The organism is Stenotrophomonas sp. PI_27 (assembly GCF_027854495.1).
Classification (GTDB): domain Bacteria; phylum Pseudomonadota; class Gammaproteobacteria; order Xanthomonadales; family Xanthomonadaceae; genus Stenotrophomonas; species Stenotrophomonas pavanii.
Map to the genome: position 1 here is coordinate 1 of NZ_JAJNOF010000020.1, position 20674 is coordinate 20674.

Sequence of the window (20674 nt, forward strand, 5' to 3'; positions counted from 1 at the left end):
CAACTACATGATCTTCATCGAATTCTGCGCAACTGCCGGCCAGCGGCCGGCACGACCGGGCAAGGTGAACTGACCCCCGCCCGGTGACTATGGGACAATAGGCCGCCCGCACGTCCGCGGCCGCCTCCCGATTCCGACAGAACCATGACGCAGCCTACCCGTCGCCAGTTGGCCAACGCCATCCGCTTCCTTGCCGCCGATGCGGTTGAAACCGCAAAGTCCGGCCACCCCGGCATGCCCATGGGCATGGCCGACATCGCCGAAGTCCTCTGGAACGACTACCTCCGCCATAACCCGAGCAATCCGCACTGGTTCAACCGCGACCGTTTCGTGCTGTCCAACGGCCACGGTTCGATGCTGCAGTACGCGCTGCTGCACCTGAGCGGTTATGACCTGCCGATCGAGCAGCTGAAACTGTTCCGCCAGCTGGGCAGCCACACCGCCGGCCACCCGGAGCGTCATGAGACCCCGGGCGTGGAAACCACCACCGGTCCGCTGGGCCAGGGTTTCGCCAATGCCGTGGGCTTCGCCCTGGCCGAGAAGCTGCTGGCTCAGCGCTTCAACCGCCCGGAGCTGGAAGTGGTCGACCACCGCACCTGGGTGTTCATGGGCGATGGCTGCCTGATGGAAGGCGTGTCGCACGAAGCCGCGTCGCTGGCCGGTACCTGGGGCCTGCACAAGCTGGTCTGCTTCTGGGACAACAACCACATCTCCATCGACGGCAACGTCGAGGGCTGGTTCACCGACAATACCCCGGAGCGTTTCGAGGCCTATGGCTGGAACGTGGTCCGCGACGTCGATGGCCACGACCCGGAGAGCATCAAGGCCGGCATCGAGGCCGCGCTGTCGCAGAGCGACAAGCCGACCCTGATCTGCTGCCGCACCACCATCGGGTTTGGTTCGCCGAACAAGGCGGGCAAGGAATCCAGTCACGGTGCACCGCTGGGCAAGGACGAGCTGGAAGCCACCCGCAAGCAGCTGGGCTGGGAATACGGCCCGTTCGAAATCCCGCAGGCGATCTACGACGGTTGGCGTGCCAACGGCGCCGGCACCCTGCGCCAGGCCGAGTGGGAGCAGCTGTTCGACAAGTACGCCAGCCAGTATCCGGCGGAAGCGGCCGAGCTGACCCGTCGCTCGCACGGCGAACTGCCGGCCGACTTCGTTGCCAAGGCCGATGCCTACATCGCCCAGGTGGCCGCTGAAGGCCCGACGATCGCTTCGCGCAAGGCCTCGCAGCTGGCCATCGAAGCCTTCGCCCCGCTGCTGCCGGAAATCGTCGGCGGCTCGGCCGACCTGGCGCACTCCAACCTGACCCTGTGGAAGGGCAGCAAATCGGTTGCCAGCGACGACGCCAACGCCAACTACGTGTATTACGGCGTGCGCGAGTTCGGCATGACCGCCATCGCCAACGGTCTGGCCCTGCACGGTGGCTTCATTCCGTTCGACGCCACCTTCCTGGTGTTCAGCGACTACGCCCGCAACGGCGTGCGCATGAGCGCGCTGATCCCGGCCCACGCCATCCACGTCTACACCCACGACTCGATCGGCCTGGGCGAAGACGGCCCGACCCACCAGCCGGTGGAGCACCTGGCCTCGCTGCGCTACATCCCGAACAACGACGTGTGGCGTCCGTGCGATGCGGTCGAGTCGGCGGTGAGCTGGAAGGCCGCGATCACCCGCCAGGATGGCCCGAGCTGCCTGGTGTTCAGCCGCCAGAACTTGCCGCACCAGCCGCGCAGCGCCGAGCAGATCAAGCAGATCGAGCGCGGCGGCTACGTGCTGGCTGATGCCGCCGGTACCCCGGACGTGATCCTGATCGCCACCGGTTCGGAAGTCTCGCTGGCCACCGAAGCCAAGGCCCAGCTGGATGCGGCCGGTATCAAGACCCGCGTGGTCTCGATGCCGTCTACCGATGTGTTCCTGCGCCAGGATGCGGCCTACCGTGAAGCGGTGCTGCCGAATGCAGTGCGCAAGCGCGTGGCGGTGGAAGCCGGCGTCACCGGTTTCTGGCGCCAGTTCGTCGGCCTGGACGGTGCAGTGATCGGTATCGACACCTTCGGTGCCTCGGCTCCGGCAGACCAGCTGTACAAGCACTTTGGCATCACCACCGCCCACGTGGTGGAAGCGGCCAAGTCGCTGTAAGCCGCTTCGCGGTGCAATGAAGGAAAGGCCGGCGCACGCCGGCCTTTCCCTTTTTCTATGGGGCGAAACGAATCGGTCGTCTTGCCAGTAGATCCACGCCGTGCGTGGATAAACGCTACATCGCCTCGCGCACGTCCATCAACGCGAACCCCAGCAGGTTCAATCCGCGCCACTGTGCCGGGTTGTGCGCGTCGGCGTGGTCCTTTGCCAAGCCGATGCCCCAGATGACGTCCACCGGGCTGGCTTCGACCAGCACCCAGCCTTCGGTAGAGCGCAGGAACGCGCCCAGTTCCGGGTTCTGCGCGAACTTGGCCTTGTTGCCCTCCACGACCAGGTCGTAGCGTGCCTGCGTCCAGAGCGCCTCGTCGAAGCCTTCGATCTTGCGGCCGAGCGCCTTGGCCTTGTCCGGCGTGGCGCTGGCGATGATCGCGTCGAGCAGGCCGGTGGCACCGAACAGGCGCGCCTTGCCGGCCATCATGTAGTGCTCGGCGGTGCGGTAGTGCATGCCATCGATGTCGAAGCCTGCGTCATACCACTGGCTGAAGCACGAGGCGGACACACCGATGCGCGGCGGCTGGTGGCCCCAGAAGCAGAGGTAACGCAGGTCTTCGCCTGCAGCCTGGCGCTGCTGCAGGTCACGCAGGAAACGGGAGTCGTCTTTCATCGCTACAGGATACCGCGTCAGCGACGGCGCTCCGGGAGCTGCCAAGCTGGGTTGGCAGCGATCCCCATTCGCCGGGCATGGCCCGGCGCCACCAGTGCTTACGCAGTGCGCGCCAGTGCCAGGCGCAGCAGTCGCGCGTCCAGACGCTCTGCGAAATCCTTCGGCGACTGCAGGCCCATGCGCTGCAGGTACACCGCATCGCCGTCGCCTGCCGGTTGGCGCAGCGCTGCCCAGACGGTACGCAGCTTGCCGGCGCGGGTCTGCGTATTGGCCTTCAGCCAGGCCAGCGCCTTCACCAGCACCTGCTCGATCTCGTTGAAATCGCTGCCCAGCGGATAGTCGGGCAGGCTGCCATCGGCGCGGAACGGGGCCAACGCCGCTGCCAGCGCCTGCGGCGTGTTGCGCTGCTGGCGCGCCGGGTCCGGTTGCGCGGCCGCCAGCAGCTTGCGCGAGGCCTGCGCCTGCTGCAGCAGCTCATCCTGGAACGGCGCCTCGGTGATCGCGGTCATTGCGTGCACGCAGTCCTCGTCGGTCAGCCCGCGCAGGTCGGCGATGCCGTATTCGTTGAGGTAGATGTCGCGCAGGTGGCGCGGGATGGTGGTGTGCCCGTAGTTCCAGCGCACGTTGGATGCGCGCTGGCCCTTGTCATCGCGCGCGGCGCGGAACATCAGCACGCTGCGCGCTTCCGGCAGCGCATGTGCCATCGCCACGAAGTTGTACTGGCCGCCCACACCGGATACCACGCGTCCATCGTCCAGCGCGTCCGACACCGCCGCGCCCAGCGCGGTGGCCATCATGCAGGAGTTGAAGAAGCGCGCGTGCCGGCGCTGCAGGCGTTCCAGCGTCTCGTTGCCACCGTACAACTGGTTGATCTCGCTGATGCGGCGCATGCCGATCGCGCGGCATTCGTCTTCCGGCAGCGTGCGCAGCCACTCGTAGAATTCCGGCGAGCCCAGGTAGAACGCGCCGTGCAGGTACTCACCCTCGGCGGCCAGGGTGGCGTGGTCGATCGACAACGTGCTGCCGTTCTCGATGCGCTGCATCAGCGCCAGGTCGTCGTGCACCTTGCGCTTGATCACCCCGGTCTGCACCAGCCGCCGGAAGCCCTCGTTGAGCATCTCGCTGCAGCCGTACAGGCCCACCTCGAACGGATCCAGCCCGCCGATTTCCTGCACCAGCGGGTGGCTGGCCAGCTGCGGATCCAGCGCATGCAGCACGCGGCGGTAGCGCGCGTTGTCGGTGTGGCGCAGCACCAGTGCATGGCTGAGTGCATCGGCCAGCGTGCCGATGCCGATCTGCAGGGTGCCGCCATCGCGCACCAGCGTGCTGGCGTACAGGCCGATGGCGTAGTCGGCATCGCCGACCGGCTGCCGCGGCAGCCCGAACAGCGCCGGATACGGCGGCGGCGGAGTGATCACCAGATCGAAGAACGAGACATCGACCGTGGCCGAGCCGCCCAGGTAGGGCAGCTGGGGATCGATCTCGGCGATCAGCAGCGGACGCGGCAGGCCACGGGCGGTCATTGCATCCAGCGTGTCCTGGGTGATGTCGTTGTTGCACGACAGCGAAAGCCGGCGGTCGTTCGGGCGCATCGCCACCTTCTGCACGATCACCTGCGGTGCGCGCTGCGCGACCGCGTCGGCGGCATGGGTGTAGTTCAGGCTGGTATAGCTGGATTGTGCCTGCCGCGACCCGAGCAGGGCGCCGGATTGCATGTAGAACTCTTCCACCTGCACATGTGCCGGCAATGCGTCGCGCGCGATCGCATCGGCGTAGGCCAGGCGCGGGAAATCATCGCCGAAATGGCGCTGCGCGAACGGCGCCAGGAAGCGCGCCTCCAGGCCGTTGCCCCGCGCCTTCGGCGGGTTCAGCGACAGCGCGGTATACAGCTGCAGCGGCCGCGAAGGATCATGTTCGACGCGTGCGTAGAGGGCATTGAGCAGCCGATGCGGCTTGCCCAGTGCCAGCGGTGCCCCGATCCGCAGCGGCCCGTCCACGCGCGCAAACAACCAATCGACGGCGGCGTCCAGGTCGGTGAGGTGTTCGGTCATGCGCGGCGGTCCTGCGTGTGGGGGAGTGCGGGCATTACAGCATGTCGGGCTTGAACCGCCGTCGACGCGAGACTTCCGCGCCGGACACCATGAACTGCCCATCGCCACGGTAATGCACCGTGCGCGGCAGTTTCGGCCGGGGCGCAACATGGGCGCGCACGATTTCCCAGACAAACAGGTTGCTCGACGCCACCTGGCTGTCGTCGTACAACCGGCATTCGAAGCACGAATGGCATTGGCCAACCAGCGGCGCGCCGACCTCGCGCGCGGGCAGCGCATCGAGCTCGAAATGGGCGAACTTGTCGACCTCGCGGCCGCTGCAGTTGCCGATATCCACCACGGTATCGAGCAGTTCCACCCCGGGCACGTTGATCACGCACTCGCCGCTGCCACGCGCCAGCGCATGGCTGTGGTTGGCGTCCCACAGGTAGGTGGCGACCAGCGAAGGCGAGAAGCCCATCACCATGTGCCAGCCCATCGTCATCAGGTTGCGCTGGCCGCGCCAAGCGGTACTGACCAGCACGATCGGGCCGGGTTCGAGGAAGCGGCGGGCCTGCTCGACCGGGAAATCCTTCTTGGGCAGCGCTTTCATCCGGGGCCCTGGGCGGGAGGGATCGATGCTGGCGCAGCCGGGATGAACCTGGAGTCGAGGGGCTTGACATGTGGTTCGATTACGAGCGTAATCGGATCATCGATTACGGATGTAAACCATGACCCCGATCAGCGAAGCCGAAGCCGTTGTGATGGAGGTGCTGTGGCAGCAGGCACCGCGTAGTGCCGACGAAGTGGTCGCCGCGCTGGCCCACCGCGATTGGGCCGAGCCGACCATCAAGACCCTGCTCAACCGCCTGCTGACCAAGGGCGCGATCGCCGCCGAGCGCGATGGCCGGCGCTACCTGTACCGGCCGCTGCTGCAGCGCCAGGCGTGGGTGGAGGCGCAGAGCCAGGACTTCATCGGCCGTGTCTTCGAAGGGCGCGTGGCGCCGCTGGTGGCGCACTTCAGCGAGCGCGGCCAGCTGAGCGCACAGGACATCGCCGAACTGAAGAAGCTGATCCAGGAGCTGGACCATGACTGAGCTGCTCGACGGACTGTGGCAGGCCAGCCTGTGGCTGGCAGTGGGCGTAGCCGTGCTGACGCTGATGCGGCCACTGCTGGTGCGATTGGGCGGCGCTGGGCTGGCCTACCGCAGCTGGTGGCTGCTGCCGCTGCTGCTGGTGGCCCTGCTGCTGCCGTTGCCGCGGGCTGCGTTGTTGCAGCAGGTACCCACGCTGCCGCTGAAAGTGATGCCCGGTGCCATCGATGCCCTGAACGCGTCGTCGTTGCCATGGGCCGGGCTGTTGTTCGCGCTGTGGGCAATGGGCATGGGCCTCTGCCTGCTGCGCGACCTGCGCGCGCAGCGTCGTTTCCAACGGCGGATGGGCCCACTGACGTCGCGCACCGACGGCAGCTGGCAGGCCAGTGGTGACCCAGGCCTGCCAGCGCTGGTTGGTCTGTGGCGGCCGCGCATCGTGGTGGGCCCGGACTTCGATCAGCAGTTCAGCGCACAGGAGCAGGGACTGATCCTGCAGCACGAGCGTAGCCATCGTCGCAATGGTGATCACTGGGCCAACGGCGCGTTGCTGCTGGCGCGAGCGGTGTTCTGGTTTCACCCGCTGCTGCCATGGGCCGCACGCCGCTTCCTGCGCGACCAGGAGCTGGCCTGTGATGCCCGCACCATCGCCCCGCAGCCTGCGCTGCGCGGCCTCTACGCCAGCACGCTGCTGAAGGCGCAGCTGGTTCACCCGGTTGCGCCGGCGGTCTGCCATTGGCGCAGCCAACCCGTGTTGAAGGAGCGTATCGCCATGTTGAAGCAGTCCAAGCGGAAGGCGTTGCCGTGGGTGTCCGGTCAGGTGCTGGTGGCCGGGTTGTGCGTGGGAATGGGAGCGGTGGCGTGGGCCAGCCAGGGCAGTGCGGTAGGAAGCCCAAGGATCGGTATCGAGCCGTTCGAGCACGCGGAAGCGGATGCGGCCAAGGCGGGGCTGGACCGTCCGATCCAGATCGACAGGATGCCACCGCCGTCCTATCCGAAATCCGCGTTCGAGCAGCGCCAGGTCGGCGTGGTGAACCTGCGCGTGGAGGTGGATGCGCAGGGGCGTCCAAGCGATATCCGCGTGCTCAGTGCCACCAATCCGGGCGTGTTCGATGCGGTGTCGATCGCAGCGGCACGCAGCTGGACCTATCGGCCGGCGATGAAGAATGGCAAGCCGGTAGCCGCTGCCGTACGCATTCCGATCACCTATGCCATGGACGATACCGAGGAAACCCAGTGAAGTCCGCGCCGCTGATCATGGCGGCAGCGTTGCTGGTGGGGTGTGCGAGCCAGGACCGCCTGACCACCGTCGATACGCGCAGTGAGAATGTCGGCCACCAACGCCTGCAGCCGCAGGCGGGCGGCGGCAGTGGGCAGCTGCAGGTGTATGCGCTGGGTGCGACCGAAGGCTACCGGATGCCGCAGCTGTACGCGGCACCGGACCCGGAGGTCGGCGATCGTGACCCGCGCGCGGAACTGGCGCCGACCACCGTCTGCCTGCAGGTGGTGGTGGATGCGGAGGGCAGCGTTGAGCGCAGCATCCCGCTGACCGACCGCAGCGAATGCAGTGCGGGCGAGGCACCAGACAATGCCCCCTTGCTGCAGGCCGCGCAGGAGGCTGTGGCGATGTGGAAGTACTCGCCCGCTGCGGTCTGCCACTTCGCGGCGGGCAGGGTGCCTGCCGATCGCGGTGACTGCCGCAGCGCCGAGCGCGTCGAACCGGTGGCGGTCACCCTGCAGTACGCCTTCACCTTCGAGATCGTGAAGGGCCGCCACGTAGTGCGCACGCAGGGGAAGTGACCGCTCGCGATGACCGGGGGAGCGCCGGACCATGCCCGGCGGGCACAGCGATGGCGATCAGGCCCCGCCCTGGATGTTGGCCTTTACTGCGGGCTGCATCAGTGCTGGCTCGTCCAGCGTGGCATCGCGGGCCTGGCGCACGCTGACGAACTCCGCCTCGGCCACGCCTTCGTGCACGTGGATGTTGTGCGCGCGCTGTTCGCCGATGGTGGTTTCATTGGCGAACCCGCGGCCACCCGGACCGTAGTCGTGGCAGACGAACACGCGGGTGGCGTCGGGCAGTGCGAGCAGGCGCTGGATCGAGCGGTACAGCTGCGCGGCGTCGCCGCCGGGGAAATCGCAGCGGGCGGTGCCGCCATCGGGCATGAACAGCGAGTCGCCGGTGAACAGCGCATCGCCGATCAGGTAGGCGATGCTGTCGCTGGTATGGCCGGGTACGGCGATCACCTGGCAGCGCTGTTCGCCCAGAGCGAAGATTTCGCCATCGCTGAACAGGTGATCGAAGATTTCATCTGCCGCAGGAAGCTGCAGGCCGTAGCGCGGCGCAAAGGTGGCCTGCACCGCGCGGATGCCTTCGCCGATGGCCAGCGTGGCCTGCGGGAAACGTTGCTTCAGGCGGCGCCCGGCTGACACATGGTCGGCATGGGCATGGGTCTCCAGCAGCCAGCGAAGCTGCAGGCCGTGCTGTTCGATGGCCTGCAACGCGGCATGCAGCGGCGCTTCACTGCTGGCGTCGGTATCCGGGTCGTAGTCCAGCACCGGGTCGATCAGCGCTGCCTCGCCGCTGGCCGGGTCGCTGACCAGATAGCTGAAGGTGTTGCTGTCACGGTGGAAGAACGACTGCACCTGGACCGACATCGGAGTGCTCCTCAGCGCGTGCCGAGCACGCGGTTCAGCAACTGCGCCAGGTTCTCACCGGCCAGTCGCAGCTGCGCTTCGGCCAGCGGCCGGTAGCGCTCGGTGTATTCGTCACCGATTTTACGCGTGGCCGGATAAACGCCAGCTTGCATGGAGATGCGGCAGCTGGCCTCGGCCCACGTCTGCGGGTCGCGCTGCGGGTTGGACTGCCGCGCCAGCTTCGGCGCGCGCTGGCTCTGCAGCAGCGGCAGGTAGCCGGCATCGTCCAGCTTGCGGGTGTTGAGCATGCCGCTGTCCCACAGCGAGTGCAGGTTGGTACCGCGGTTGCCGAACTGCAGCTGGAAGTCGTTGCCGCCCTTGTCGTGGGCATAACCGGCGTGCATCGGCTGGTGGATGTCGCCGACCAGGTGCACGACGAACTTCAGTGCCTGCAGGCGCTCGCCGTCGGTCAGGCTGCGGTCGCCGAGGATGGCGCTCTGCGCCTTGAGGGCTTCGACGATGCAGTTGCCGTTCTTGCAGTGTTTCGGTGCTTCGTAGTGGCAGTCGTCTTCGGCGATGTTGACGTAGTGCCAGCCCGCCGAGCGACGGCCCAGGCCCGGGTCCTTGGCGCGCAGCTGGTCGGCCCAGGGCGCGATGCTGGCCAGGGTGGCGTCCGGTTCGGTGGCCAGCAGGCGGTCCACTTCGGCGCGGGCGGCGGGGTTGAGGCGGGCGTCGGCGACTTCGGCAACCAGGCGGTGGCCTTGCGCGCCCCAGGCGTGGGCAGGGGCGGCGACGGACAGCAGGGCCGGCGCCAGGGCGGCGGCGAGGAACAGGGAGTGCAGGGCTTTCATGCGCCCATTCTAGCGGGGTAGGTGGATTGAAGAGCGGCGCGTTCCTGTTCCGAAGTGGGAGCGCAGCGGAAGGGGCGGCGCTCCCCGCCTCGCCCCAGCACCGGAAATGCTTCCGTCCCAGGAAAAAAAAGCCCCGGCAATCACCGGGGCAACATGCTGCGAGGGTTTTGCGTGTAGCGGGGGAGCGGGGGCGAAGCCCCCGCGTTCAACACTCCGCTTAGAACTTGAAGACGTACGACGCGCCGTAGACCAGCGGATCGATGTTGACCGTGCCGATCTTCTCGCCGTTCAACTTCACCTTGCTGTCGATGTCGATCCAGCGCATGTCCACGCGCAGGGCACCCTTCTCGCCGATCGCGAAGTCCACGCCGGCGTGTGCCGCCAGACCCCACGAATCCTGCAGCTTCAGCTTGCTGCCGGCCAGCGCGCCAGTGGTGTCTTCGCTGAAGAAGGTGGTGTAGTTCACGCCCGCACCGATGAACGGCGACACCTTGCCCTTGCTGTTGAAGTGGTACTGCAGGGTCACCACCGGCGGCAGCTGCTTGGTGCTGCCGACGCGGCCCAGGCCGTTGATGTTGATGTCGTGCTTGAACGGCAGTGCGGCCAGCACTTCGATGCCCAGGTTGTCAGCGATGAAGTACTCGCCGGTGATGGTCGGCTTGACGTCGTTGTCGACGTCGACCTTCAGGGTGCCGCCGGCCAGCCAGCCGTTGTTCGACTTCGGTGCCACCTGGTGCACGCCGGCCGAAACGGTCCAGTCGCCCTTGGACTGGGCCATGGCCGGGGCGGCGGCGAGGGACAGGGCGGCGGCCAGGCTGGCCACGATCAGGGGGGAGGTCTTGCGCATGGGGGTGTTCTCGTTGCTGGGTGGATGGCGACAGTCTCGGCCTCACGCCGCGCTAACGCTTTGATCCGGATCAAATCCTGTCCGTGGGCCGGCCGGCGGTCCCGGCTGGCCCACGGTGGCCAGCGGCGGTTTGCTAGACTTGTGGGCCCTATCCATCCCGCCGCACCTGTCGCGGCCGCAGGAGCTTGAGAAATGGCAATCAAGGTTGGTATCAACGGTTTCGGTCGCATCGGGCGTAACGTCCTGCGCTCGGCGGTGCTGAACTTCGGCGACGACATCGAAATCGTGGCCATCAACGATCTGCTGGAGCCGGACTACCTGGCGTACATGCTCAAGTACGACTCCGTGCACGGCCGCTTCAAGGCCGACGTGGCGGTGCAGGGCAACGACCTGCTGGTCAACGGCAAGAAGATCCGCCTGACCCAGGAACGCGACCCGGCCAACCTGAAGTGGGATGAAGTCGGCGCCGACGTGGTGCTGGAAGCCACCGGCCTGTTCCTGACCAAGGAAACCGCGCAGAAGCACATCGATGCCGGCGCCAAGAAGGTCATCATGTCCGCCCCGTCGAAGGACGACACGCCGATGTTCGTGTTCGGCGTGAACGACAAGACCTACGCCGGCCAGGCGATCATCTCCAACGCGTCGTGCACCACCAACTGCCTGGCCCCGCTGGCCAAGGTGATCAACGACAAGTGGGGCATCAAGCGCGGCCTGATGACCACCGTGCATGCGGCCACTGCCACCCAGAAGACCGTTGACGGCCCGTCCAACAAGGACTGGCGCGGCGGCCGTGGCATCCTGGAGAACATCATTCCCTCGTCCACCGGTGCGGCCAAGGCCGTCGGCGTGGTCATCCCGGAACTGAACAAGAAGCTGACCGGCATGAGCTTCCGCGTGCCGACCTCGGACGTGTCGGTGGTCGACCTGACCGTCGAGCTGGAAAAGGAAGCCACCTACGCCGAGATCTGCGCCGAAGTGAAGGCACAGAGCGAAGGTCCGCTGAAGGGCATCCTGGGCTACACCGAAGACAAGGTCGTGGCTACCGATTTCCGCGGTGAAACCTGCACCTCGGTGTTCGACGCCGATGCCGGCATCGCCCTGGACGGCACCTTCGTCAAGCTGGTGACCTGGTACGACAACGAGTGGGGCTACTCCAACAAGTGCCTGGAGATGGCCAAGGTCATCGCCGCCAAGTAAGGCTGGCGCAGATCGCAGACGGACCCCGGCCTGGCCGGGGTTCGTCGTTCAGGGGGGCCGCCCTGTCGTAGCATGGAGCCGTCGACCGCCGCCGCTGGGGCGCGGGATCGCATTGGAAGCACGCAATGGAAGCACTGATAGCCCTGGTCGTACTGGTTCTTCTGGCCATCCCGCTGCTGCTGGTGGTGGCACTGGTGATGATTGCCGGCCTGCGCCGCCGCGTTGCCGCCCTGGAAGGCGCGCTGGCCGCGGGGCCTGCCACCGCCACGCCCGCCGCCGCGCCTGAACGGCCTGTGGCCACGCCCACCGCCAGTGCCGCCCCCCCGTTCCTGCGGCCGGTCGCCGCTGCGGCGTCGCAACTCCCTCGGCCCCCGCTGCGCGAAGCAGCACCCGCCGACGCACCTGCGCCACGCCCGGCTGCACCACCGCCGGTGCCGCCATTGCCTTCCGAACCGGCCCTGCCCAACGTCATCGAGCGCGGCATCGGTGCGGTCAAGCGCTGGTTCACCGAAGGCAACGTGCCGGTCAAGATCGGCATGCTGGTGCTGCTGGCCGGTGTCGCGGCGCTGCTGAAGTACGTCAGCGACCAGGGCTGGCTGGTGCTGCCGATCGAACTGCGCCTGGCCGGCATCACCGTGGCTGCGCTGGGCCTGCTGGCATTCGGCTGGCACCAGCGCGAACGCCGGCGCCTGTTTGCGCTGGCGCTGCAGGGCGGTGCCATCGGCGTGCTGCTGCTGACCATCTTTGCGGCCTTCAAGCGCTTCGACCTGATTCCGCCGGCCTTTGCCTTTGCCAGTTCGATCGCACTGGTCGCCGGGCTGTGCGTGCTGGCGGTGGTGCAGAACTCGCGCACGCTGGCCGTACTGGGCATCCTGGCCGGCTTTATGGCACCGCTGTGGCTGTCCACCGGCAGTGGCAACCACGTGGGGCTGTTCAGCTACTACGCCGTGCTCAACGCGGGCATCTTCGCCATTGCGTGGTTCCGCCCATGGCGCGCACTGAACCTGCTGGGCTTCGCCTTCACCTTCGGCATCGGCACCTTCTGGGGCGTGCTGCAGTACGTACCGGACAAGTTCAGCAGCACCGAACCCTTCCTGCTGTTGTTCTTCGTGTTCTACCTGCTGATTCCGCTGCTGTACGCGCGCCGCCAGCCAGCCGGCCGGCGTGACCTGGTCGATGGCAGCCTGGTGTTCGGCACGCCGCTGGTCGCGTTCTCGCTGCAGGCGGGCATGCTGCACGCGCAACCGATGACGCTGGCCCTGTGCGCGCTGGGCCTGGCCGCGATCTACGCGGTATTGGCCCGGGCGCTGATCGCGCGCGCCTCCTATACCGTGCTGGCGCAGTCGCATGCCGTGCTTGCGGTGGGTTTCGCCACGCTGGCGGTACCGCTGGCCTTGTCGGCGCGCGCCACCGGCGCGGTGTTCGCGCTGGAAGGTGCAGGCCTGGCCTGGTTGGGGCTGCGCCAGAAGCGCTGGCTGCCGCAGGTGTCGGGCGCCCTGTTGCAGATCGGCGCCGCGTTCGCTTTCGTTGCCGGCGCCGACCATTGGCATGAGGACCTGCGCTTCCTGATCAATCCGACCGCCATCGGCGCGCTGTTGCTGGCCCTGGCCGGCTTTGCGTCGGCGTGGAGCTACCAGCGCCGGCCGCGTCATGAGGTCGCACTGGTGTACTACCTGTGGGGCCTGCTGTGGTGGCTGGGCGGCCTGGCCCATGAGATCACCCGCTTCTTCCCGTACCGCACTGAAGTGGACGCGTTGCTTGTGCTGGCCGCGGTCACTGCCTGGCTGGCGGCCGAAATGCAGCGTCGACAACCGGCGCGTGCGCTGGGCGTGACGGCGCTGGCCATGCTCGCGCTGGGCTTCCCGCTGGCCCTGATGCAGAGCGATGCACACCACCAGCCGTTCGCCGGCTATGGCGCGCTGGCCTGGGCGGTGTTCGCGGTGCTGGGCGTGCGCACCCTGCTGTGCCTGCGCCAGGGCGGCGATGCCGTGGCCCGCATCGCGCAGTTCCTGTGGTGGCTGCTGTGGCCGTCGCTGCTTTCGCTGCTGGCCCTGTGGGGCGGCGGCGAAGCCGATCTGGCACAGGGCTGGACGACCCTGCTGGTGACCGTGCCGTGGCTGCTGATGGCGGCGCTGTCGCTGTGGCGCTGGAACGCGCTGCGCTGGCCGTTGGGCGAGGCATTCGACCGCGTGCGTGTGTCCCTGCAATGCGTGCTGTTCGGCCTGCTGTCGGTCGGGTGGTTGTTCGGCCAGCTGCTGCCGGGCGACGCCGCACCGCTGCTGTGGCTGCCGGTGCTGAATCCGGCCGAGATCGGCCAGTGGCTGAGCCTGTTGCTGCTGGCGCGCTGGCTGTACGGCGACCAGGCACCGCAGGGGCTGCTGAAGATGCGCCTGCCGCTGCTGGCACTGGCGGCCTTCGTCGCGCTGACCAGCCTGGTGCTGCATGGCGTGCACCAGTGGGGTGGCCTGGCGTGGAGCGCGTCGATGATGCGCTTCAGCCTGGCCCAGACCAGCCTGACCGTGCTGTGGAGCGTGCTCGGCGTGATCGCGTGGGTGTGGGGCTCGCGGCGTGGCCAGCGCGTGTTGTGGATGGTCGGTGCGGTGCTGATGGGCGTGGTACTGGCCAAGCTGGTCCTTGTCGATCGCCAGCACCTGGGCAACCTGCTGGGTATTGCATCGTTCATTGCCTACGGCCTGCTGTGCACGGTCGTGGGTTATCTGGCACCGGCGCCGCCCAGTGCCGCGCCGTCCGTGGAGGAAAAACAATGAGGAAGTGGAGCAGGGCGCTGCTGCCGGCGATGTTCGGCATGCTGGCCGCCGTCGTGGTGCAGGCGGCCGACTACCGGACCCAGTATGCCGAGCAGTGGCCGTTGACGCTGTCCAGCGCGCAGTCCGGTGCTTACCGCATCGTGCTGGAGCCGGCGATCTACCGCCGCGCCGTGAGCGCCGACCTCAGCGACCTGCAGGTGTTCAACGCGGCCAGCCAGTTGCTGCCGTCGGCACTGCTGGCGCCGGACCAGCCGCTGGCGCAGCCGCCGGTGCAGCGCGAGCTGCCGTGGTTCGCGTTGCCGCCGCTGGCCGATGCCCAGCGCAATGACCTGCAGCTGCTGACCGAACGCGATACCGATGGCCGCGTGCGCCGGGTCGAAGCGCGGGTGGGGGGCGCGGCGGCAGCGAAGGGGCAGGGCGGCTGGCTGATTGACGCCAGCATGCTCGACCAGCAGCCGCTGGCGGCGCTGGTGCTGGACTGGGCCGACAGCGGCCAGCCGTTGCAGGCGCAGGTGCAGGTGGATGCCAGCGACGATCTGCAGCACTGGCGCCCGATCGGCCGCGACGTGCCGCTGGTGGACCTGCAGCGCGCCGGCAAGCGTCTGCTGCAGCGCCGCCTGCAGGTGGATGGAGCCGCGCGCTACCTGCGTGTTCTGGCGCAGGGCGATTCGCAGCTGCCGACCCTGCGCGGCGTGCTGGCGGAGCTGCCGCCAGCGCCGGCGACACTGCCGTGGGAATGGCTGTCGCTGGAGCCGACCACGAACGGCAAGGGCGAGTACACCTTCGAGATGGATGGCCGGTTCCCGGTGGCACGTGCCGATGTGGCCAGCACCGATAACAGCCTGGTGCAGTGGACGCTGTTCAGTCGCGATGACGAGGGTGCCGAGTGGCAGCGCCGCAGCGCGCCGTGGATTGCCTACCAGGTGCAGCAGGGCACGCAGGGCCAGCGCCAGCAGTCGGCGGCACAGCCGCTGGGCGGGGTGCACCGCGACCGCTACTGGAAGCTCGTGGCGAATCCGGCGGAAACCGCCACCGCCCCGACACTGCGGCTGGGCTACCAGCCGGAAGTGCTGGTGTTCCTGAGCCAGGGCGCGGCGCCCTACGCGCTGGCGGTGGGCAGCGCGACGGCGCGCCGCACCGACGCACCGATCGGCGTGCTGATCGAGGAACTGCGGCAGCGCAACGATCCATCGTGGCAGCCGACCCTGGCGCGACTGGAAGGCAGCCCGGAACCGCTGGCGGGTGATGCGGCGCTGAAGCCGCAACGCGACTGGAAGTCGTGGTTGCTGTGGTCGTTGCTGGGTCTGGGCGTGCTGGTGGTGGGTGGCCTGGCGCTCAGCCTGCTTCGGCAGAAGCCGACGTCTTCGGCGTAGGGTCCGGCGACGGCGCAGCCCCTCGTGGGTGGGGGGCGTGTAAAGCAACAGCCGCGCTTGGCCGGGCGGGGTGGGTTTACGGCGTCCCCTGCCAGCCCACACCACCCGGCCCATCCACGGCAACACGAAGCGCCAGCGCTGTGCTGTCGCTGTCGCTCTGCGCTTCTGCCTGCCGCAGGCATCGGCCCTGCCACCACCCGCAGCCGATACAATGGTCGTCTGCCGTACTCCGGCATCCCGTCCCCGAGCCAAAGAGTTGCCCATGTCCATCGTCCGCATGACCGACCTCGACCTCTCCGGCAAGCGCGTGCTGATCCGCCAGGATCTGAACGTGCCGATCGAGAATGGCCGCATCACCTCCGAACAGCGCATCACCGCTTCGCTGCCGACGCTCAAGCGCGCGCTGGAGCAGGGCGCGGCGGTGATGGTCACCTCGCACCTGGGGCGCCCGAAGGAAGGCGTGTGGAGCGAGGCCGACTCGCTGGCGCCGGTCGCGCAGCGGCTGTCCGCGCTGCTTGGCCGGGAGGTTCCGCTGGTGCGTGACTGGATCGACGGTGTCGACGTGCAGCCGGGCCAGCTGGTGCTGCTGGAAAACTGCCGCATGAACGTCGGCGAGGGCAAGGACGATGAAGCCCTTTCGAAGAAGTATGCCGCCCTGTGCGATGTGTTCGTGATGGATGCCTTCGGCACCGCGCACCGCGCACAGGCATCTACTCACGGCGTCATCCGCTTCGCCCCGGTCGCTGCCGGCGGCCCACTGCTGATGGCCGAGCTGGACGCGCTGGCGCAGGCGCTGGACGCACCGGCCAAGCCGCTGCTGGCCATCGTCGCCGGCAGCAAGGTCAGCACCAAGCTGGAGCTGCTGGCCAACCTGGTCGGCAAGGTCGACCAGCTGATCGTCGGTGGTGGCATTGCCAACACCTTCATTGCTGCGGCGGGCTACAACGTCGGCAAGTCGCTGTACGAGCCGGACCTGCTGGACACCGCGAAGAAGATCGTGGCCGACGCCAAGGCGCGTGGCGCCGACATCCCGCTGCCGGTCGACGTGGTCACCGCCAAGCAGTTCATGCCGGATGCCGTTGCCGAAGTGAAGGCGGTCGACGCCGTCGCCGAAGACGACCTGATCCTCGACATCGGCCCGCAGACTGCCGCGCAGTACGCGCAGCTGATCGACAAGGCCGGCACCGTGGTCTGGAACGGTCCGGTCGGTGTGTTCGAATTCGACGCCTTCAGCAAGGGCACCGAAGCGCTGGCCCGCGCCATCGCCGGCTCGAAGGCGTTCTCGATCGCCGGCGGCGGCGACACCCTGGCCGCAGTCGACAAGTTCGATATCGCCGGGCAGGTCAGCTACATCTCCACCGGCGGTGGCGCATTCCTGGAATTCCTGGAAGGCAAGACCCTGCCGGCGGTCGCCGCCCTCGACGCGCGCGGCGCATGAGTGCCGACCGCAACAGGGATGTGCTGTTCTTCGACCTCGACGGCACGCTGATCGATTCGCAGGTCGGCATCACCGCGTGCATCGCCTATGCGCTGCAGAAGATGGACCATCCGGTGCCGCCGCAGGAAACCCTGCTGGGCTGGATCGGTCCGTCGCTGCGCACCACCTTCACGCCGCTGTTCATCGAACCGGCGCGGGTGGAACAGGCGGTGGGCTATTACCGCGAGCGGTTCGACGTCGAAGGCTGGCGCGAACACACGGTGTACCCGCAGGTGGAAGACACGCTGCGCACGCTGCATGGCCGTGGCCACCGCCTGGCGGTGGTCACCGCCAAGAACGAGCCGCATGCGCGCCGCATCCTTGAGCACCTGCCGTTTGGCGGGCTGTTCGAGGAGATCATCGGTTCGACCCTGGATGGCTCGCGCAGCCACAAGCCGGAGCTGGTCGGGGAAGCTCTGCGCCGGTTGCAGGTGCAGCCCGCACAGTGCTGGATGATCGGCGACCGCCGCATGGACATCGAAGGCGCGCGTCACCATGGCCTGCGCAGCGTGGGTGTGCTGTGGGGCTTTGGCGGTGAGGCGGAACTCACTGCGGCCGGCGCTGGCCAGCTGGCACGCGAACCGGCGCAGCTGGAAACGCTGCTGGCCTAGCTTCCTGTAGCGCCGGGCCGAGGCCCGGCTGCTCCGGCGCATGCCCGGCCGGGCATGGGCTCGGCGCCACAGCACGCCCTGCGCCACCGTATGTCCGCATGATGTCCGTTCGATGACCCGCGGAGTCAGGCGGCACAAGGCTGTAACCGTATACATGCGGCGTGAAGGATGTGCTAATTTCCGTTCTTTAACGGGAGAGGCCCATCCACCATGTTCGAGCGTCAGCGTCGCACCAAGATCCTTGCCACCCTCGGTCCGGCCACTGACCCGCCGGGCGTGCTGGAGGATCTGTTCCGCGCCGGCGTCAACGTGGTGCGCCTCAATTTCAGCCATGGCGATCCGTCCGGCCAGGCCAAGCGCGCCGCCGAAGTGCGCGCCGCGTCGGCCCGGGTGGGCGTTGAAGTGGGCATCCTGGCCGACCTGCCGGGCCCGAAGATCCGCATCGAGCGCTTCGCCGAAGGCAAGGTGCAGCTGAAGGCGGGTGACCGCTTCGACCTGATCGCCAGCGAGAACGCCGGGCCCGGCAACGCCAGCCAGGTGGGCGTCAGCTACCTCGGCCTGCCGCAGGACGTGGGCCCGGGTGACGTGCTGCTGCTCGACGACGGCCTGATGCAGCTGCAGGTGGTGGAAGTGCAGGGCGACCGCATCGTCAACACCGTGCTCAACGACGGCGTGCTGTCCGACCGCAAGGGCCTGAACAAGCAGGGCGGCGGCCTCTCGCTGGGTGCGCTGACCGAGCGTGACAAGGAACTGATCGGCATCGTCGCCAAGATCGGCGTCGACTTCATCGCCGTGTCGTTCTGCCGCAACGCGCAGGACATGAACGACGCACGCGACATCGCGCGCTCGCACGGCTGTGACGCGGCGCTGGTGTCGAAGATCGAGCGCACCGAGGCGATCGAGAACCTGGAAGAAATCGTCGAGGCCAGCGATGTGGTGATGGTCGCGCGTGGCGACCTCGGTGTGGAAATCGGCGATGCCGAGCTGCCGGGCCTGCAGAAGAAGATCATCAAGGCCTCGCTGGCGCAGAACAAGGTGGTGATCACCGCCACACAGATGCTGCAGTCGATGGTGGAAAGCCCGATCCCGACCCGCGCCGAAGTGCTGGACGTGGCCAACTCGGTCATCGACGGTACCGACGCGGTGATGCTGTCGGCCGAAACCGCCGCGGGTGCCTATCCGGTGAAGGCCGTGGAAGCGATGGCGCGCATCTGCCTGGGGGCCGAGCGCCAGTTCCAGACCGAGACTGACTTCAACGCCTCGCCGCGCAACCTGGAACGTGCCGACCAGGCCATCGCCATGGCCACCATGTTCCTGTCGCAGCACGTGGGCGTGCGCGCGATCGTGGCGATGACCGAATCCGGCGGCACCGCGCGTTACCTGTCGCGTTTCCGCGCCAAGGCGCCGGTGTTCGCGGTGACCCGCCACGATGGTGCGCGTCGCCAGATGGCGCTGATGCGCGATGTGTTCCCGATCAACTTCGACAGCCGCGGCCTGACCCCGCGCGAAGCGGCGCGCGGCAGCATCCGCCTGCTGGTCGAATCGGAACTGCTGCAGGCCGGTGACCGCGTCGTGTTCACCAGCGGCGAGCACATGGAAACCCACGGTGCCACCAATACCCTGCGCCTGCTGGAAGTGGGCGAGGACGGCCGCGCCATCGGCCTGGGCGACCTGTAAGCCCTGACGGTCGGGTCGGCGCTGCCGATCCGGGGTCAGAGCCCCTGCGGGGATCCGACCCCGCACTGGCCAGGGGTCAGATCCCGAAGGGGCTCTGACCCCATGCCGCAGGACATCCATTGTCCTGCGCAGACGTGGAAGCGTTTCCATCCTGTCCTCCACGGCGAGGCAACGGGCAGCAGGGCTATACTTACGTTTTTCCCGCACCCGCCACAGGAAATACATGAGCATCGAACAGCTGGCTGAAACCGCCCAGGCCATGGTCGCCCCGGGCAAGGGCATCATCGCGATCGACGAATCCACCGCTACCATCGCCAAGCGTTTCGCCGGCGTCGGTATCGAGAACACCGAGGAGAACCGTCGCGCCTACCGCGAGCTGCTGCTGACCACGCCGAAGCTCAACGAGCACATTTCCGGCGCCATCCTGTACGACGAAACCATCCGCCAGTCGACCAAGGACGGCGTGCCGTTCGCCAAGTACATGGCCGACCACGGCATGATTCCGGGCATCAAGGTGGACAAGGGTGCGCACCCGCTGGCCGGCTGCCCGGGCGAGCTGGTGACCGAAGGCCTGGACGGCCTGCGCGAGCGCCTGCAGGAGTACTACAAGCTGGGCGCGCGCTTTGCCAAGTGGCGTGCGGTGATCAACATCGGCGAGAGCATCCCGTCGGGTACCTGCATCGAGTCCAACGCCCATGCGCTGGCCCGTTATGCGGCCCTGTGCCAGGAATGCGGCCTGGTGCCGATGGTCGAGCCGGAAGTGATCATGGATGGCGACCATGACATCGAAACCTGCTACGAAGTGACCGAAGCCACCCTGCGTTCGCTGTTCGACGCCCTGTACCAGCAGAACGTGCTGCTGGAAGGCACCATCCTGAAGGCATCGATGGTCATCTCGGGCAAGGACTGCGAAGAGCAGGCCGATGTCGAGGAAGTGGCCGAGTCGACCGTGATGTGCCTGAAGAGCACCGTGCCGGCGATCCTGCCGGGCGTGGTGTTCCTGTCCGGCGGCCAGACCGACGAGCAGTCCACCGAACACCTGAACGCGATGAACCAGCTGGGCAACCTGCCGTGGCCGCTGAGCTTCTCCTACGGCCGCGCCATGCAGCAGGCCGCGCTGAAGCTGTGGGCCAAGGACATGAAGGGCAACTACGCCGCCGCCCAGAAGACCGTGTACGAGCGCGCCAAGGATAATGGCCTGGCCGCGCTGGGCAAGTGGAACGGTTGATCCGCCCGATCGCTGGATGAACAGGGCAACGCCGGCATCGCGCCGGCGTTTGCTTTTGCGGGTATCTTTTCCGCCCCCGTG

General features: G+C 67.6%; 17 protein-coding genes. 11 read left to right on the forward strand and 6 right to left on the reverse strand.

Annotated elements, in window-relative coordinates:
- Nucleotides 1-144 precede the first annotated feature (144 nt).
- Nucleotides 145-2142, forward strand: a complete 1998-nt coding sequence (tkt, locus tag LRM18_RS18925) for a transketolase (protein ID WP_057493356.1) — start codon at nucleotides 145-147, stop codon at nucleotides 2140-2142.
- Nucleotides 2143-2257: 115 nt separating this feature from the next.
- On the opposite strand, the gene LRM18_RS18930 is transcribed toward tkt, so the two are convergent.
- From LRM18_RS18930 to LRM18_RS18940, 3 genes are all read right to left on the reverse strand, one after another.
- Complete coding sequence (locus LRM18_RS18930; protein WP_270955278.1) at nucleotides 2258-2806, reverse strand: NADAR family protein; 549 nt, start codon at nucleotides 2804-2806, stop codon at nucleotides 2258-2260.
- Between the two features lie 98 nt (nucleotides 2807-2904).
- Nucleotides 2905-4857, reverse strand: coding sequence for an acetyl-CoA hydrolase/transferase C-terminal domain-containing protein (locus tag LRM18_RS18935; protein WP_270955279.1), 1953 nt, complete (start codon nucleotides 4855-4857; stop codon nucleotides 2905-2907).
- 34 nt (nucleotides 4858-4891) lie between these two features.
- On the reverse strand, nucleotides 4892-5449 hold the full coding sequence (locus LRM18_RS18940) for a flavin reductase family protein (RefSeq protein ID WP_270955280.1): 558 nt from the start codon (nucleotides 5447-5449) through the stop codon (nucleotides 4892-4894).
- Nucleotides 5450-5567: 118 nt separating this feature from the next.
- Between LRM18_RS18940 and LRM18_RS18945 the strand changes: the two genes are divergently transcribed.
- From LRM18_RS18945 to LRM18_RS18955, 3 genes are read left to right on the forward strand one after another with little or no spacing between them, the layout of a single operon-like run.
- Nucleotides 5568-5933 carry a BlaI/MecI/CopY family transcriptional regulator gene (locus LRM18_RS18945; protein ID WP_012481135.1) on the forward strand — a complete coding sequence of 122 codons (366 nt, stop codon included), beginning with the start codon at nucleotides 5568-5570 and terminating at the stop codon, nucleotides 5931-5933.
- Nucleotides 5926-7167: a TonB family protein gene (locus LRM18_RS18950; RefSeq protein ID WP_270955281.1), complete on the forward strand. Its 1242-nt coding sequence runs from the start codon at nucleotides 5926-5928 to the stop codon at nucleotides 7165-7167. The genes LRM18_RS18945 and LRM18_RS18950 overlap by 8 nt, the downstream gene beginning before the upstream one ends.
- On the forward strand, nucleotides 7164-7727 hold the full coding sequence (locus LRM18_RS18955) for a hypothetical protein (RefSeq protein ID WP_270955282.1): 564 nt from the start codon (nucleotides 7164-7166) through the stop codon (nucleotides 7725-7727). Before LRM18_RS18950 ends, LRM18_RS18955 begins: the two co-directional genes overlap by 4 nt.
- 57 nt (nucleotides 7728-7784) lie before the next feature.
- On the opposite strand, the gene LRM18_RS18960 is transcribed toward LRM18_RS18955, so the two are convergent.
- From LRM18_RS18960 to LRM18_RS18970, 3 genes are all read right to left on the reverse strand, one after another.
- Nucleotides 7785-8585: an MBL fold metallo-hydrolase gene (locus LRM18_RS18960; RefSeq protein ID WP_064239096.1), complete on the reverse strand. Its 801-nt coding sequence runs from the start codon at nucleotides 8583-8585 to the stop codon at nucleotides 7785-7787.
- A gap of 11 nt (nucleotides 8586-8596) precedes the next feature.
- Nucleotides 8597-9415 carry a S1/P1 nuclease gene (locus tag LRM18_RS18965; RefSeq protein ID WP_074726479.1) on the reverse strand — a complete coding sequence of 273 codons (819 nt, stop codon included), beginning with the start codon at nucleotides 9413-9415 and terminating at the stop codon, nucleotides 8597-8599.
- A gap of 217 nt (nucleotides 9416-9632) precedes the next feature.
- Nucleotides 9633-10262 carry an OmpW family outer membrane protein gene (locus LRM18_RS18970; RefSeq protein WP_049465611.1) on the reverse strand — a complete coding sequence of 210 codons (630 nt, stop codon included), beginning with the start codon at nucleotides 10260-10262 and terminating at the stop codon, nucleotides 9633-9635.
- 192 nt (nucleotides 10263-10454) lie between these two features.
- On the opposite strand from LRM18_RS18970, the gene gap reads away from it, so the two are divergent.
- The 7 genes from gap (at nucleotide 10455) to LRM18_RS19005 (ending at nucleotide 20593) form a co-directional block, all read left to right on the forward strand.
- Entirely contained in the window at nucleotides 10455-11459 is a 1005-nt protein-coding gene (gene gap / locus LRM18_RS18975) for a type I glyceraldehyde-3-phosphate dehydrogenase (protein ID WP_049465610.1), read from the forward strand.
- A 125-nt stretch (nucleotides 11460-11584) separates the two neighbouring features.
- Entirely contained in the window at nucleotides 11585-14227 is a 2643-nt protein-coding gene (locus LRM18_RS18980; RefSeq protein ID WP_270955283.1) for a DUF2339 domain-containing protein, read from the forward strand.
- Complete coding sequence (locus LRM18_RS18985) at nucleotides 14224-15600, forward strand: DUF3999 domain-containing protein (protein ID WP_270955284.1); 1377 nt, start codon at nucleotides 14224-14226, stop codon at nucleotides 15598-15600. Before LRM18_RS18980 ends, LRM18_RS18985 begins: the two co-directional genes overlap by 4 nt.
- Before the next feature lie 262 nt (nucleotides 15601-15862).
- A complete protein-coding gene (locus tag LRM18_RS18990; protein WP_064239092.1) occupies nucleotides 15863-17038 on the forward strand; it encodes a phosphoglycerate kinase in 1176 nt (391 codons plus the stop codon).
- Nucleotides 17035-17688: an HAD-IA family hydrolase gene (locus LRM18_RS18995; protein ID WP_049465596.1), complete on the forward strand. Its 654-nt coding sequence runs from the start codon at nucleotides 17035-17037 to the stop codon at nucleotides 17686-17688. The genes LRM18_RS18990 and LRM18_RS18995 overlap by 4 nt, the downstream gene beginning before the upstream one ends.
- 210 nt (nucleotides 17689-17898) lie before the next feature.
- A complete protein-coding gene (gene pyk / locus LRM18_RS19000; protein ID WP_049465592.1) occupies nucleotides 17899-19365 on the forward strand; it encodes a pyruvate kinase in 1467 nt (488 codons plus the stop codon).
- Between the two features lie 223 nt (nucleotides 19366-19588).
- Nucleotides 19589-20593, forward strand: a complete 1005-nt coding sequence (locus tag LRM18_RS19005; RefSeq protein ID WP_049465590.1) for a class I fructose-bisphosphate aldolase — start codon at nucleotides 19589-19591, stop codon at nucleotides 20591-20593.
- Nucleotides 20594-20674: the final 81 nt, after the last annotated feature.